Origin of the sequence: Acinetobacter sp. P1(2025) (assembly GCF_051390655.1) — a bacterium.
In the GTDB taxonomy this organism is placed as follows: domain Bacteria; phylum Pseudomonadota; class Gammaproteobacteria; order Pseudomonadales; family Moraxellaceae; genus Acinetobacter; species Acinetobacter junii.
In genome coordinates this window covers 35,560-51,438 of record NZ_JBPKBJ010000019.1, presented here as the reverse complement: position 1 = coordinate 51,438, position 15,879 = coordinate 35,560, and the positions used below count along the sequence as shown (strand labels likewise).

13 protein-coding genes and 1 pseudogene are annotated in these 15,879 nt (G+C 38.0%); 4 read left to right on the top strand and 10 right to left on the bottom strand.

The genetic code is table 11. The features are described 5' to 3' along the window. The first annotated feature begins 182 nt into the window (after positions 1-182). Positions 183-929: a TenA family transcriptional regulator gene (locus ACSC97_RS06915; RefSeq protein ID WP_004954430.1), complete on the top strand. Its 747-nt coding sequence runs from the start codon at positions 183-185 to the stop codon at positions 927-929. A 66-nt stretch (positions 930-995) separates the two neighbouring features. On the opposite strand, the gene ACSC97_RS06910 is transcribed toward ACSC97_RS06915, so the two are convergent. Further along, positions 996-1,694 carry an NAD(P)H-dependent oxidoreductase gene (locus ACSC97_RS06910; protein ID WP_130575555.1) on the bottom strand — a complete coding sequence of 233 codons (699 nt, stop codon included), beginning with the start codon at positions 1,692-1,694 and terminating at the stop codon, positions 996-998. 123 nt (positions 1,695-1,817) lie between these two features. Between ACSC97_RS06910 and ACSC97_RS06905 the strand changes: the two genes are divergently transcribed. Continuing rightward, positions 1,818-2,816 (top strand): helix-turn-helix domain-containing protein, encoded by a 999-nt coding sequence (locus ACSC97_RS06905; RefSeq protein WP_436660069.1) that lies wholly within the window; start codon positions 1,818-1,820, stop codon positions 2,814-2,816. Between the two features lie 638 nt (positions 2,817-3,454). Here the strand turns inward: ACSC97_RS06905 and ACSC97_RS06900 are convergent. From ACSC97_RS06900 to ACSC97_RS06890, 3 genes are read right to left on the bottom strand one after another with little or no spacing between them, the layout of a single operon-like run. Then, positions 3,455-3,892 carry a hypothetical protein gene (locus ACSC97_RS06900; RefSeq protein WP_436660067.1) on the bottom strand — a complete coding sequence of 146 codons (438 nt, stop codon included), beginning with the start codon at positions 3,890-3,892 and terminating at the stop codon, positions 3,455-3,457. Between the two features lie 56 nt (positions 3,893-3,948). Then, positions 3,949-5,010, bottom strand: coding sequence for a nucleotidyl transferase AbiEii/AbiGii toxin family protein (locus ACSC97_RS06895; RefSeq protein ID WP_004911078.1), 1,062 nt, complete (start codon positions 5,008-5,010; stop codon positions 3,949-3,951). Continuing rightward, a complete protein-coding gene (locus ACSC97_RS06890) occupies positions 5,003-5,659 on the bottom strand; it encodes a DUF6088 family protein (protein WP_253167330.1) in 657 nt (218 codons plus the stop codon). The genes ACSC97_RS06895 and ACSC97_RS06890 overlap by 8 nt, the downstream gene beginning before the upstream one ends. A gap of 210 nt (positions 5,660-5,869) precedes the next feature. Between ACSC97_RS06890 and ACSC97_RS06885 the strand changes: the two are divergent. Next, a pseudogene (locus ACSC97_RS06885) lies at positions 5,870-6,616 on the top strand (IS5 family transposase). A 928-nt stretch (positions 6,617-7,544) separates the two neighbouring features. On the opposite strand, the gene ACSC97_RS06880 reads toward ACSC97_RS06885, so the two are convergent. The 6 genes from ACSC97_RS06880 to ACSC97_RS06855 are packed head-to-tail and all read right to left on the bottom strand — an operon-like array spanning position 7,545 to position 14,368. Further along, complete coding sequence (locus tag ACSC97_RS06880; protein WP_436660064.1) at positions 7,545-8,603, bottom strand: 2,3-butanediol dehydrogenase; 1,059 nt, start codon at positions 8,601-8,603, stop codon at positions 7,545-7,547. 21 nt (positions 8,604-8,624) lie between these two features. Then, positions 8,625-9,410: an acetoin reductase gene (locus ACSC97_RS06875; protein WP_436660062.1), complete on the bottom strand. Its 786-nt coding sequence runs from the start codon at positions 9,408-9,410 to the stop codon at positions 8,625-8,627. Between the two features lie 11 nt (positions 9,411-9,421). Further along, the gene (lpdA, locus tag ACSC97_RS06870; protein WP_436660060.1) at positions 9,422-10,822 is read right to left on the bottom strand and encodes a dihydrolipoyl dehydrogenase; all 1,401 of its coding nucleotides are present in this window, start codon (positions 10,820-10,822) and stop codon (positions 9,422-9,424) included. A gap of 11 nt (positions 10,823-10,833) precedes the next feature. Next, positions 10,834-12,369 (bottom strand): 2-oxo acid dehydrogenase subunit E2, encoded by a 1,536-nt coding sequence (locus ACSC97_RS06865; RefSeq protein ID WP_034705946.1) that lies wholly within the window; start codon positions 12,367-12,369, stop codon positions 10,834-10,836. A 1-nt stretch (position 12,370) separates the two neighbouring features. Then, entirely contained in the window at positions 12,371-13,390 is a 1,020-nt protein-coding gene (locus tag ACSC97_RS06860; RefSeq protein WP_004979604.1) for an alpha-ketoacid dehydrogenase subunit beta, read from the bottom strand. A gap of 15 nt (positions 13,391-13,405) precedes the next feature. Further along, the gene (locus tag ACSC97_RS06855) at positions 13,406-14,368 is read right to left on the bottom strand and encodes a thiamine pyrophosphate-dependent dehydrogenase E1 component subunit alpha (protein ID WP_178319289.1); all 963 of its coding nucleotides are present in this window, start codon (positions 14,366-14,368) and stop codon (positions 13,406-13,408) included. Between the two features lie 342 nt (positions 14,369-14,710). Between ACSC97_RS06855 and lipA the strand changes: the two genes are divergently transcribed. Then, on the top strand, positions 14,711-15,685 hold the full coding sequence (gene lipA, locus ACSC97_RS06850) for a lipoyl synthase (protein ID WP_436660056.1): 975 nt from the start codon (positions 14,711-14,713) through the stop codon (positions 15,683-15,685). Positions 15,686-15,879: the final 194 nt, after the last annotated feature.

Sequence of the window (15,879 nt, the reverse complement as noted above, 5' to 3'; positions counted from 1 at the left end):
TTGGCAGAAGAAATTATTTAGACCAATGATCAAAAACTTCATTGATGACTTTATTCTCGATAAAAATCATCTGCTACCACAGAGAGTCTATAAATAATAGTGCGTAAGTCCTAAATTTAGAAAAAAGCATCAATCACATACAGAGTGATTGAATTAAGTCATACGAAATAGGATGCATCGCAATGACTGCTATGAATCAATACAGCACAAAATTAGAAATCACTCCTCATTCTGATTGGGCGCAAAAGTTCTGGGATGAGCTTGTACCTGCTAAAGAAAGAGTGAGTAAACATCCATTATTTGTGGACATGGCAAATGGGGATTTAAGCCTTGAGTGCTTTCGTTCTGCATTATTAAATTTTTATCCATTGGTTGCTCATTTTCCGTCATACATGGCAGGTGCATTAGCTAAAGCGACTAACTTTGCTCTAGATGGTGTAACCGAAACACGAGACTGGTTAATCCAAAATATCAAAGTTGAAGAAAGACATTTAAATTGGTATCAAGATTGGGCAGGTGGATTCGGTTTGACTGTTGAGATGTTAAATAACGTTAGACCTCCTGCGGCGATGAATGCTGTGAATCATTATTTGTGGGATGTAAATTTTAGAGGTGGCTTGGCTGAAAGTATTGCTGCAACAAATTTAGCCATTGAGTGGGCGACAGGTGATTGGACAATCCAAGTCTACAAAGGGATTCAAACTTATACTTCACATCCTGAAGTCAATATCAATAAAAGATCATTGGCTTGGTTGAGAGCTCATGCGCATTATGATGATTTACATCCATATGAAGCGATGGAATTAATCAAAAGATTATGTGACAAAGATCCTGTTTTACAGAAAAAAGCTTTTCAGGCAGCTCAAGATGGTTTGGCTTATTATGAGTTGGCTTTGGATGAGTGCTATAAAATTCAACATAAAAACTAAGTTCTAATGATAGAAACAGTCACATTTTTATAAAAGTGTGACTGTTTTTTTATAAGTTTGATTTTGTTAAATCGGATAAAGTTTCTCATCAAAGTTTTCTAATTTTGGAAACTCTAAAGGCGTTAATTGATCTATATTGTTTAAATAATCTTCAAAATTTTCAATGATATTCATTCTATCTTCATCTTTAATATAAGGAACATGATAAGCAATAAATGGCGGAAGTACCTCAAAACCTACATAAGCCAAACTCCCTCGTTGGATTGAAGATAGGTAAGTCTCTATATAGCCGTGAATTGATTTATCACCAAACATATGCTCACGACCGCCCAGAGTCAGACACAGCATCGCTTTTTTTCCAGTCATTCCACCATGATTGTAAAAGCGTTTTCCACCATAAAAGAGACCAGAAACAAATACTCGATCAATCCATCCTTTTAAGATTGCAGGAACAGAAGTCCAATATAGTGGAAAGCTGAATATAACAAGATCTGCACGTTTAACTTTATCGATTTCAATTTGAATATCTTGCGCAAGTGTTTGATTCTTTTGTGCATGACGTTGTTCAAGTGCATAATTAAAGTAATAAGTTTGGTTGAGTGATTCAAAATCTAATTGTGAAGCAACTGGATTGAAATTCATCTCATATAAGTCAGAGATTTCTACATAATGTCCTTGTTTTTCAAGATTTTCTTTAGCAGTATTTTTTAAAGATGATGTGAATGACTTGGGTTCAGGATGTGCATGAACAATCAAAATATTCATTTAATATTTGCCTTGATGAAGAATTTCATCTTTTTACTATGCCGTAAATAAAAAAGCTGTCATAGTTCATGACCCGACAATATTTACCATTTCACGCCAATGTAAATGATTAATGGAGTGTCAATGTTACTTTCTAAGTTACCAGGTACGTATGTAAATCTATTGATTGAAACTATAGAAGAATGGGGGATTTCATCAGAGGAAATTCTTGCTGACACACATATTACATTTGAAGATTTACAAAAAACGTATTGGTATGTTGATTCGAAGGTTTTTATTCAATTACTTGAGAAATCAGTCCGCTTAACAGGTAATGCCGCATTTCCAATTATTATGGCAAATAAAATGAAAGTATCTCATTATGGAAATGTTGGTATTGCTGCAATGTCCTCAAAAAATCTTGATCAGGCATTGAGAGTATTAGAAGAATTTATTGGTCTATACTGTGGTGTATTCAAGCTGAGATTAGAAATTGAAGGTGAAAAAGCATTTTTATATCTTACTTATATACTAGTTGAATCTGAGAGTACAAATAAATTTATAGCATTTCTTGCGGCAAGCTTTGCGAATATTATAAGAAAGTTGATAAAAACTGAATCAGATATTTTTATTTTTCTTAAACAAAAACAATCATTTATTAATAATAATTTTGCTTATAAATTTGAGCAAGTAAAGGATGCTGTTTCCTTTGACAGAGAGCTATTAAATATACATTTAGAGACCGCAGACGAGATTGTTTTTAAACTTGCAATGAAGCAGTGTATTCGTGATACAGATAAACACATAAAAAGCAGACAAACAAAATCAATTATACGATCTCAAATCATTGAGCTGATAGAAACAAGTCTGATCCAAAAGAATATTGGTCAATTGAACTTATCTGAGGTTGCCAAGCAGTTAAATATATCTTCAAGAACGTTGCAGCGTTATTTGGAAATTGAAGACACAACATTCAAAGCTTTGATTGCTGAAGTTAGAAAACATTATGCAGAAGCCATGCTGATTCAAAACGAACTATCTATACAAGAAATATCTGAGTCTTTAGGTTATGCAGACGTTTCTCATTTCTCAAGAGCTTTTAAAAATTGGACTGGTGTTACGCCAAAAGCATTTAGGAAGTAAGCATGAATAGATATGTAGTTTAGATTTTTCAAATCCATTTTTATTTCGCATAATGTATATTATGTTAAATTGAGTACATGATACTTTAAGTTCATAGACCTCCTTGCTTAACTTAAAATCAATCACTTATATAAAATAACATTTCACATTCAGTTCACTTATGCTTATATTCTATTTACTTCATAAAGTTCTTGGTACTTAGAATGTTTGTCGTAAAAACAATTAAACTTTCAAAAAAGTATTCTAATCAAAATCACATAGTTCTATTGTTTGATACTTCAGCTACAGTACCTTGTCTCTATCCTTTACTCTATTCTACGACTGTCCTGAGATTTCAAAGTTTTGCCACACAACAATCAGATATGCTGGCACTAAAGTTTTGGTATGAGTTTTGGCATCAGAAATATTCAACTTTGTTCTGTGAGTCATTTTTGTCTTCCAAATATGAACCTGAGATTTTTAGGGGGGATTACCGATGAGCTATTGGCCAGCAATCACTCGTTTATTCGAAATATGACGGATAAGCTTGATAAGGGATTACTTACATAATTAGCAGACCCTATATAACATTTAAAACAGTTTTTGAATAAAAAGAGCCCATATCAAATATCAATGGGCTCTTTCTTTTGGTTTTATATTTAATTTATTGGCTTTAAAAAATCTCGATTATCATTTTCTTCAAAACCATTTGAAATTAATAATTCCTCTAACTGTTCTCTCTTAGGGTTAATCGATTTAATGCCTACTAACCACATACTATTATTAAACCATTTTTTGGGTAAATAATTTTTTATATGATCTATATCATTTAAAATACTTTGTGTAAATCCTCTAAATTTATTGGCTGATGGTGATTTACCTAAATTAAACTCAATAGTATTATTTTGAGAGTTAAATTCAAACCATACAAATCCAAGTAAATTAGAGTTTAAGTCTTTGACTTCAAAAAAGTATTCATAGTCTAACTCATCCCCTACATTGAGATGACCACCTCCAAAAGTCTTTGGATTTTGAAGTAAAATTTTGATATTTTGGTCAATTACTGGTTTAGGTCGTTTGTGATAAGTGTAAATCATTATTATTAACTCGTATTTTAATTAATTGATATAGGCCTTAGCACCTAACAACTTAACTACGCTACAGATGCCATATATTCCTTAATAGATAGATTAATGACATCTTGGGTTTGCTTGGTAGCTGCTATGATTTGCTTAAAGGTTATAGCAGTATCATTGAGATAGTTTGCTTCGAGCATCTGATGATAATCAGTTTCCAGCTGCTGCATACCTTCATCATTAGGAAGTAATAAGAAGTTACCCTGTAGGCATTGATCATAATGTGCATAGGATGCATTGAAAAAAATATTTTTAAGTCTAACTACATCCTTGAGTAAAAGTACATCTTGAGTGGCTTCTCTACCAATCTCGTGTTTAGACAAAGCCATCAGATCAAACCAATGCCGTGATAGGCGCTCTGCAGACTGCCTTACGCCACGATGACACTCTACATGTATCAATGTGGCTTTTTCCCAAAAAGTCCGCATTGGTGAGAGTACAGTGACATTGCTCGAGGGGAATTCAAACTCTTCAATCGCATCTGCTAGATAAGGTTTTACTAGATGTATGGCATTTGGATTAATGATGTTACGACCACCAAATTCAATTAAAACATATTCAAGCATATATGGCTTTTGCCCATCCCGCTCAACTACAGAGGGATAAACGAAATTGATACAGTCACCTTCCTCACTCACATTTACCTGAAATACATCACCCCGAGGTAGTATTTTTAATTGCTCACGCAGATACGGTGCGACTACATCCTCTACATAGGATCGAACCTCGCCTTTTAGCGACTCATTCATTCTGCGACGTGCACTAGAACCCAGGCTATCTGGAGCAGTTTGACCTTCATCCAGATTTAGGCTCTTAGCCGCCTCGAACTGACGGTAATCAAGTGTAATATCGATATCTTCTGAAAAGCGATCGATCAAGTTAAATACTTTGGAAAGCGAGGTACCACCTTTAAAGGCCATATCCAACTTATGCGGCATTTCAAACAGTTGTTTAAGCACCCAGCATACCCACACATCTTTTTCAGCAATAGCCATTTCACGGTACGGCTGAACCGACATGAAGTATCTTAGGATTTCAGCTTGATCCTTTTCACTGAGGTGCAAAAACTTTTCAGGCATAATTGTTTTCCGATATAACTGCCCTCTTCATCCAACTTGGTAATGGAGAGTTTTTTAGTTGCTCAAATTGTTGTTCATTCAGACGTGACTTAATTTTCTGAATCACTTGTTCATTCACTAGTTCTTTACCTAAGTAATGCATTGCGGCAATAGCCAAACCTACTTCAGTCCCATGAGCCTGGAATAGTTTCTTGTTACTGGAATGGACAAGCTTAACCTTTGCACCTGCAATTTCGAGCTCACGGGTTATACCGGTAGTGTAGTAAATCTTTTTCATTGGTATCTGGGTACTCAGACCAAGCCAGTTTGCCGCTGTAGCACCGTGAACCTGCAGTACTTCTTTATTTTTCTTGCTGATTACCTTAATAACCTCATTTACATTCGGAGGTAATGATTTTCCTTTCAAAACCTTGCTGTACTCAGGTTTATAATAGATACCATTTTGAATACGCTGAATCTCACCCTCTCTAACCATACGAGAGAGGGTTCGTAAAACGGTTTCATGATTGCCTTGCACGCGCATTTGGTCTGCAGCAAATACACGGCCAGGTTTATATTTCTGAATTTTGTTTTTGACTGATTGGGACACATTAAGGCTATTTCTAACACCTGATGACGAAGCATTAGAAGGCTGTGAATTAATATTCATGGCGTTCACCCTATTTATGATCTTACCTCTTAAATAGTACTATATTTTCAGACATATAGTACATAAATTATGTATATATTTTCGGACAATTAATTTATTAAAATTTATTAATATACAAGGTTTTATTTTTTTAGGGGCTGTTGACATTTACTGTGCAAAAAAATAGCGAGGAAGTAGAATTTAATCGCCAAACCAAATCTACTCATCGCTATGCTTCGTACAATGTTGACTGATCAACACTGGTCTAAGTTAGAAACTATTTTCCGTAATTTTCGTATTTATCTCAAACAAAATCTTCGAAATTTTATTGAAGTTATTCTTTATAGAATCCGTACAGGTTGCCCATGGCGGGATTTACCCCCTGCCTTCGGAAAGCCAAACTCCATATTCAAGAAATTTTCTCGGTGGTCGAAAGACAATAAGTTATTAAAAATATTTAAGTTAATTTCGTCTGATGCTGATCTAGAGTGGGTGTTTATTGATGGTAGTCATGTGAGAGCTCATCAGCATGCTACAGAAATCAAGGATCAGGCGCTTTCAAAAAGTATCGGTGGAAACAGTTCTAAAATTCATTTGGCGGTTGATTCTCACTGAAACCCTATTCAATTTCTGATAGAGGATGGCACGACCCATGATGTAAAAGTGGCACCGAAATTAGTCGACAGCCTAGACCTGAAAGAGACAGAAATTCTCTGTGCCGATAAAGGTTATGACTCTGAACCCTTGAGAGAACAAATAGAAAAAACGGGTACTCAAGCCAATATTCCCAAGAAATCCAATACCCTTTCAAATAATGATCATATGGATTGGTATTCATATAAAATCAGGCATTTAGTTGAGAATGCCTTTGCTCGATTAAAGCACTTTAGAGGAATTGCTACACGCTATGACAAGCTAAAGCAAAGTTATGAAAATTCTGTTGCCTTAGCTTGCATCTTTATTTGGCTGCCATTATGAAATGGCAACAGCCCCTATTTTCTTTGTTCTGACTTTAATTTTAAAAAGTTAAAATTTATCCAATTAACTCTGCCTACTAATAACTATCAAAACTAAAAAACCATACTCTGCCCAATTTTTAGACAATGCATCTTGATGGTTAAAACCATCGATTTCATCAAGTTCATGAACCAGAAAAATTTCAAAATAAAAACTATATAGACAAATCCATGATTTTATTAATATTCGAATGATGTTTTGTTATGAACTAGATTTCAGGTGAACATAAGTTAAATAAATAACACCTGCTAATTTGTTCATTATTTCTGATATAGATTAAATCAGGTTTTATTATCTGTCAAATTAGTAATGCACTTTTATGTTTGCTTCAGTTAAATAGGTTTTCTTTAAGGTCTTATTCTATAAAAAGAAAGGTCTACATTTTAAGACACTAAATCAAATGGCAGAAGATTTTTACAAGTCGGCTGACTAGAATCTCACAAGTGAATGTCTCCTGCTATTTCAGCACACATCAATGTTAATTATGTTTAAATTTCAACCCTCCCATTTTTCAACTAGCTCAGGTTATAATGATGGCCTCCAAAAATATGGTTTATCTATTATGAATGCCTCCAATGACCCTCTACACTCAGCATAATATTTTATACCAAACAGTAAACTAAACTTATTGAATCGCCAATGATTTTTTAGACACCTTTTAATTAGTGGTGGACTGCCACCACTCTCCTGGCAAAATTTAGTCTATATCCCTATGGTTTATTTAAAAACTTATTTTCTATCTTTACTAGGCTGTATGATCAAAATCATACTGGCACTCAACACTTTAAATTTGAGAATGAATCTGTACGTACAGACTCATTCCCTATCTATAAAGATATTAGAAATAGCTACATAGAGTTTATTTCTAGCTTATTCAAATTAGGCTTTACTATGGATGAACAATAATTTTTACAGCCGATTCATTATTATGAATCAACGTTTCAAAGCCTTTAGAAACAAGATCATCTAATGCAATACGTTGGGTAATAAAAGGTTCTAGATTAATCTTACCTTGCTCAACCAAACGAATAGTTTCCTGATGGTCATTGACGTAAGCTATCGTGCCACGAATATCTAGCTCTTTCATCACCACACTATGCACATTAATTGTGGCAGGATGGCTCCAAATAGAAACGATAACGACTACACCAGTTGGTTTCACTGCTGCAACGAGTGTATCCATGACTTTATTGACACTACTACATTCAAAAGCGACATCTACACCGCGGTCTTCTGTAATTTTCATTACCTCAGCAACTACATCAACCTTAGATGGGTCTAGTACATAATCGGCAACACCCGCTTCTATCGCTTTTTCTTTACGTTTTGCACTCAGTTCAGTAATGATGACCGTGAGACCTTTGGCCTTTAAAATAGCAGATAAAAGTAAGCCTATTGGGCCTGCTCCACCAACCAGTGAGATATCGCCAGCTTTTGCGCCACTTCTGACATAGGCATGATGACCGACAGATAAAGGTTCTATCAATGCTGCTTGGTCTAAAGGAATATCATTTGAAATAGGATGTACCCAACGCCGCTGAACTGCAATTTTTTCAGAAAGACCACCACCGCGCCCGCCTAAACCAATAAAGTTCATATTTTTTGATAAATGATACTTATCATTCGGCCCAGTCGGGACATCATCCGCAATAATGTAGGGTTCAACTACGACATGTTGCCCAATTTGAATATCATCTACTCCCTCACCAACTGCATAAACTACGCCTGAAAATTCATGTCCCATTGTTACAGGTGCAGATTCTCCTGAAATTGGATGTGGATGACCACAAGGTGGAATAAAAATAGGGCCTTCCATGAATTCATGTAAATCTGTACCGCAAATACCGCACCATGCAACTTGAATTCCAACGGTGCCTGGAACTACTTTCGGTTCAGGAATATCTTCAATCCGAATATCCCCTCGGTCATAAAAACGAGCTGCTTTCATTATGTATTCCTTATGTTGATGTTAACGGTAAACCATTCCACCATCTGTCAAAATAGACTGACCTGTAATGTAGTTTGCATCCTCACTGGCTAAAAATGCAACTAATGCAGCCACGTCATCTGGTTTTTCAGCACGTCCTAAAGCAATACCATCTACATATTTTTTATACGTTTGACCAATTGGTGCACCTGTAATTTCAGAGAACCGCTGATCTATTTCGACCCACATGTCTGTACCAACAACACCCGGACAATAACTATTTACAGTAATTTTAGCACTGGCATATTCTTTAGCCGCAGCTTGCGTCAATGCACGAACTGCAAATTTAGTTGCCGAATAAACACCGAGCAAAGCAAAACCTTCATGACCTGCTATTGAGCATGCACTAATAATTTTTCCAGCCTGTTGGCGTTGTTTAAATTTATTTGCTGCGGCTTGAATCCCCCAAAGTACACCACCGACATTGATGTTCATAATTTGGGTAAATTCACTCGGCGTTACTTCTGCCAAAGCTTTGACTTGTGCAATACCTGCATTATTAATCATGATATCAAAACCATTAAGTGTCGATTCTGCATGATTAATAGCGTCACTGATTTGTATTGGATCTGAAATATCCGCAATAAATGTGGTGGCTTTTACGCCAAAGGCTTCAACCTCTTGTTGAACAGTATTTAACTTTTCTTGGTGAAGATCGACCAAGGCAATATGAACACCTTCTTGTGCTAAACGTAAGGCAATACCACGTCCAATGCCTTGTGCCGCACCCGTAATTAAAGCAACTTTGTTGTTTAAACCTCTAGGCATGTTGCGACTCCTTAAATATGGATTGCACGTTGCATCGCCGACAAGACCGACTCATGCATCGCCTCAGACAAAGTAGGATGAGGGAAAATGACCTGCGCTAAGCTTTCATCTGTAGCTTCTAGGTATTTCGCGATGGCAAAACCTTGAATGTGTTCGGTGACTTCATGTCCAACCATGTGAGCACCCAACAATTCACCCGTTTCCTGACTAAAAATGGTTTTAATAAATCCTGCGCTATCGCCCAAAGCCAATGCTTTACCATTCGCTTGTAAAGGAAACTTACCCACATTGATATTCAAGCCCGTAGCTTTCGCTTTCTGTTCTGTCAAACCAATACTGGCCACTTGTGGATGGGTAAAGATACAGCCCGGAATTTGTGTATGATCTAAAGCATGTACATGACTTAGGCCTGCAATTTTCTCCACACAAAGAATGGCTTCATGACTGGCTTTGTGTGCCAAACACGGTGCACCTGCGACATCACCAATTGCATAAATGCCCACTACATTGGTTTTACACCATGAGTCGACTTTAATAAAACCATTCTCAAATTCAACTCCCAAAGCTTCTAGGCCAAGATTTTCAGCATTCGGTTTCACGCCAATAGCTGAAAGCACCTTTTCAACAGTAATGATTTGCACACCTGTGGCAGTTTCAATATGACAATGTACTTGAGCCTGATCAGTTTCTATTTTTTTTACAGTCGCTTCGGTTAAAACCTGCATACCCTGCTGTTCAAATTGCTTTTGTACATACTTCGCAACTTCAATGTCTTCGCTAGGGAGAATCTGCTTTGCAATATCAACCAAGGTAACTTGGCAGCCTAAGTCTTGGTATAGGCTTGCAAACTCACTGCCTATAGCCCCCGAACCAATGACCAGTAAAGATTTTGGTAATTGTTCCGGAACTAAAGCCTCTTTATAACTCCAGACCTGATGGCCATCTACAGGAATATGAGGCAAATTGGCCGCACGTGCACCTGTTGCGACAATAATATGCGGTGCAGAAATCTGCTGTTTTTGACCATTCGCATCTGTAAGCTCTAATTGCTCTTTGGCAATAAACTGGGCTGCCGCGTTAAAAACAGTGATTTGATTTTTTTTCAATAATTGACCGATACCTTGTACCAGTTGCTCAGAAACCTGTCTGCTATGATGGACCAGTTTTTGAATGTCAAAATCAATCGCGTTAAGAGTAAAGCCAAACTGCCCTGCATGTTTGAACTGCTGTGCAAGCGCAGCCCCGCTCAATAATGCCTTGGTTGGAATGCATCCCCAATTAAGACACACTCCGCCTAAGTGTTGTTTTTCAACGATTGCAGTTTTTAATCCCAGTTGCGCTGCGCGAATCGCAGCGACATATCCTCCAGGACCAGCACCAATAACCACAAGATCAAATTGTGTATCTGACATGACTATTCCTCCTACACCAAAATTAATGCAGGATTTTCGACAAACTGCTTAAATGCCGATAAGAATTGAGCACCCAACGCACCATCAATGACACGATGATCACAAGACAATGTTGCGGTCACCATTTCACGAACAACAATCTCATCATTTTCAACGACAGCACGTTTCTCTGCTGCACCTAAGGCTAGAATTGCACCTTGAGGCGGGTTAATAATGGCATCAAACTGTTGAATACCAAGCATGCCCAAATTGGAAATACTGAAACTGCCCCCTTGAAACTCATCAGGTGCCAATTTTCCAGTTTTGGCACGTGTCGCCAGATCACGCATATTATTGGAAATTTGCGCCAAAGATTTACGGTTCGCTGCTTTAATAATTGGCGTGATCAGTCCATTTTCGATGGCTACAGCAACCGAAATATCAGCCTGTTCAAACTGTAAAATCTGCTGATTCTCTTCATCAAACTGAACATTAACTTGTGGAACTTTAATCAGTGCAGCAGCAGCAGCTTTAATCAGCATATCGTTAATGGACAGTTTGACTTGCGGTACAGTACTGTTAATTTGCTGACGCAAAGCCTGAACCGACTCAACATTTAAGTCTATCGTTAAGCGAAAATGTGGTGCATTGCGTTTTGCCGCTTGTAGCCGTGCAGCGATTGCTTTACGCATACCATTCATAGCTACGGTGGTGAATTTTGCAGACTCTGTTGGATGCGCATACTCAGTATGTTGAGCTTGTACAGGATTTTCCCGTTGATATACAGCTTCAACATCTTCCTTACAGACTCGTCCACGTGAACCTGATGCACGACAATCATGCAAATTAATGCCCCATTGTTTTGCCAAACGGCGGGCAACAGGTGTCGCTAGAACATAACTGTCATCTGCTTTAGATTTCGCGGCTTTCGTGCTGGCTTGATGACGTACATCTGGCCAAGAACCACCAGCAGCTTGAACTGCGGCCTGAATATCTTGAACACTGATACGGCCTTCACGTCCAGAACCCGTAATCTGAGCCAAGTTTACATTATGCTTTTCAGCCAATTTCAAGGCATGTGGCGTTGCAAAAATATCATCGCTTTGTTGGTAGCCTTGTAACTCATCAGGAATAGAATATCCGCCCTGAGTCACCGCTTTTGATCCATTACCAACACTGTTCTGTTTAGGAGCAGCTTGTACTTTGGTTTCAACTTGAGCCACATCGACTTTTTCAGGAACCGCTGCTACCGCTTTATTTTCAGTTACAGCAGGTGTTCCACCTAAGGACTGTGCAAATGCTTCAACTTCTGCATCGGAAACTTGGGCGTCTGCACAAATTGCAATGACTCCTCCTACGACAAGGGTATCACCATCTTTAGCAATAATTTTTCGTAGCAAGCCATCGAAAGGCGCTTCTAGAACATTGACGATTTTTGTGGTTTCAATTTCACAAATTTCCTGTCCTTTACTAAATTGCGTACCTTCCTGAATCAGCCATTGGGCAATCGTGCCCTCTTCCATGGACAAACCCCATTTTGGGATTTCTAAAGTTTTAATTTCGCTCATCCTAAGCCTCCAACGTCTTGCGTACAGCCTGTTCGATGCGTTCTACACTTGGTAGCCATTCTTTTTCTAGTACTGGTGAAAATGGTACGGGTGAGTGTGGTGGAGTGACTAACTCGATTGGTGCTTTAAGATAATGAAAGCCCTTCTGTGCAATGAGGGCAGCCACATCATGTCCGAAACCACAACGCGCTGCTGATTCATCCACAATAACTACGCGACCTGTTGAAGCCACTGACTCTAAAATGCCATCTTCGTCTAATGGAGAAATGGTTCGAGGGTCAACCACTTCAACCGAAATGCCTTCTTTTGCGAGCTTGTCAGCAACTTCATTGGCACGATGCACCATCAGGCTTAAGGCAATAATGGTGATATCAGTACCTTCACGTGTGTAATTTGCGACACCAAAAGGAATAGTGTAGGCCTCATCTGGTACTTCGCCCTTAATGTCGTACAATAACTTGTGTTCACAAAAGACTACTGGGTCATCATCTCGAATGGCTTGAATCAATAACCCTTTCACATCATAGGCGCTCGAAGGCACCACCACTTTTAAGCCAGGTACTGAGGCAAACACGTTATATGGCGACTGAGAATGCTGTGCTGCGGCAGAAAAACCTGCACCGATCATGCCTCGTACAACGAGTGGCGCTTTGGCTTTGCCGCCAAACATGTAGCGAAATTTAGCTGCTTGGTTATACAGCATGTCATAACACACGCCGTAAAAATCCATAAACATTAAATCTGCCACAGGTCTTAAACCCGTTGCAGCAGCACCTGCCGCCATACCAATAATCGCTGATTCTGTAATTGGCGTATCAATGACTCGTTCAGAACCAAATTCAGTCCATAAGCCTTTGGTTACACCAAGTACACCGCCAAAACCTTCCAGTTTATTGTCATCGGTATTTTTGCCACCATGCCCACCACGAACATCTTCACCGACCACAATGACACTTGGGTCTCGGCGCATTTCTAATTCAATTGCTTCTTTAATCGCGTTTCGATAACTTTTATTTGGCATTTTTCTACTATTCCTTTAGTAAGAGACGTAAACATCAGTAAGTAACTGAGAGACTTCTGGGTACTTAGCTGCGCGTGCTTTTGCAACGGCATCGTCTACATTGGCTTTAGACTGAGCGTCAATCGCATCGAGCTTGGCTTCGTCAATTTTGTCTTTGACTTTTTCGCGGAATATTTTCAATGGATCTTTATGTTCTTTGACATAATCCAGTTCTTCTTTGGAACGAATAAGTCCCGGATCACCTTCAAAATGTCCATAAAAACGGTTGGTTACTGTTTCAATCACACTCGGACCTTCACCACGGCGGGCACGTTCAATGGCTTTTTGTGCAACTTCATACACAGCAAAAAAGTCTGTTCCATCTACTTTTTCAGCGGGTAAGCCAAAACCTGCTGCTCGGCCTGCAATGTCTTTACTGCCTACGGCATAATCATGTGCAGTACCTTCACCAAAACCGTTATTTTCAAAAACAAAAATCACAGGGAGCTTTAACACCACAGCCATATTCATTGCTTCAAAAGTTAAGCCCTGATTTGAACCGCCATCACCGGTAAAAGATAGACCAATCCCACCATTTTTGAGTGTTTTAGCACTTAAAGCTGCCCCAATAGCCAAAGGTGGACCACCACCCACAATACCGTTTGCACCGAGCATGCCTTTATCTAAGTCCGCAATGTGCATTGAGCCGCCTTTACCACGACACAAACCATCATCTTTGCCAAAAATTTCTAGCATCATGGCGTGAATGTCACAGCCCTTTGCAATACAATGTCCGTGACCACGATGTGTTGAGGTAATGAAGTCCTTATCTGTTAAATTTTCACAAATCCCTACTGCAACAGCTTCCTCACCGCTATAGAGATGGATGAAACCAGGAATATCACCTGTATTGTTTTCATCGTGAAGTCGATCCTCAAATTCACGAATGTCGCGCATTCTTTTGTATGCTGCTAGCAATTGCTCTTCCGTTAATTGCATATCTTTGTTCCTTATTTACTACGCTTAAAAGAAAATCCAAAATTGAATAATTGGATTTTTAAATCGTATATTTATATAAGAATATTTTTACTTAATTTCATATTAGACTAAAAAAATATAATCCATAAAAAGATGAGATAAATATTAAAAACAGAAGGTTATGAAATTAAAAATTTTTGTAAAATTTTACAATAGTTCAATCACATACAAAAACAAACCTTTAACCAACCTTTGTTTTATATGATAAGTTTTTTGCCCTGTTTTAATATTATTAATCCATTTAAATCAGTTTATTTAATATCAGGGTATATCTTAATTAATTTAAACGACGGAGTGTTTGAAATGGATTTAAATAACACAGTATTAACAGGAAAGAAGTTACGTGGCGCTGAAAAAATGGCGCGTATTCCAATTAAATTTGTTCCAACGGAAACGACACCGAAAAAGCCAGAATGGATTTGGACTAAAATTAGTCAACCTGAGGAAGTTCAAATCATTAAGGATTTATTACGACAACAGAAACTACATACCGTTTGTGAAGAAGCGGCCTGCCCTAATTTGCCTCAATGCTTTAGCGGTGGAACTGCAACGTTTATGATCATGGGAGATATTTGTACCCGACGTTGTCCTTTTTGTGATGTTGCTCACGGTCGACCAAATGTATTGGATCTTAATGAGCCCAAGCATCTGGCTGAAACAGTCAAGAATCTAAACTTAAAGTATGTTGTGATTACTTCCGTTGACCGAGATGATTTAAAAGATGGCGGTGCACAGCATTTTGCAGATTGCATTCGAGAAATTCGTCAAACTAGTCCATACACTTTGATTGAAGTTTTGGTTCCTGATTTTCGTGGTCGCGCAGATATTGCACTTAAAATTTTGAGCAAAAATCCACCTGATGTCTTTAATCACAATATTGAAACCGTGCCACGCCTGTATAAAGCCATGCGACCAGGCGCTGACTATCAGCATTCATTGAATTTACTTAAGAAATTTAAACACTACTGCCCTGATATCCCAACGAAATGTGGTTTGATGGTGGGTTTAGGAGAGATTGAAGCTGAGGTTATTGCGTTATTAAATGATTTGAAAGATTATCAAGTAGACTATGTCACAATTGGTCAATACTTACAGCCATCTAAGTCTCATGCGCCAATTCATCGTTTTGTTACGTTGCAAGAGTTTAATCATTATCAAACACATGGAGAGCGCTTAGCGTTTAAAAATATTTGGAGTGCGCCATTAGTGAGATCAAGTTATTTTGCTGACCGTCAGTATTATGGTGAGTCTGTACCTGCCCCATATATACGTGAATGACTTTTCATTATTTACATGCTTCATTGATAAATATGACAGTTACGTTTATTAACATTTCAGATGGAAATAGTCATTTTCAGCTCATAAGAACACTTTTAAAGTAGCTCAAGGACTGGTAAAGCCAAAAGATCTAACTTAACCAAGCAAAGAAAAAAGCATTTAAAATCGAAGCAAGAAGAAATGACGTAAATGAC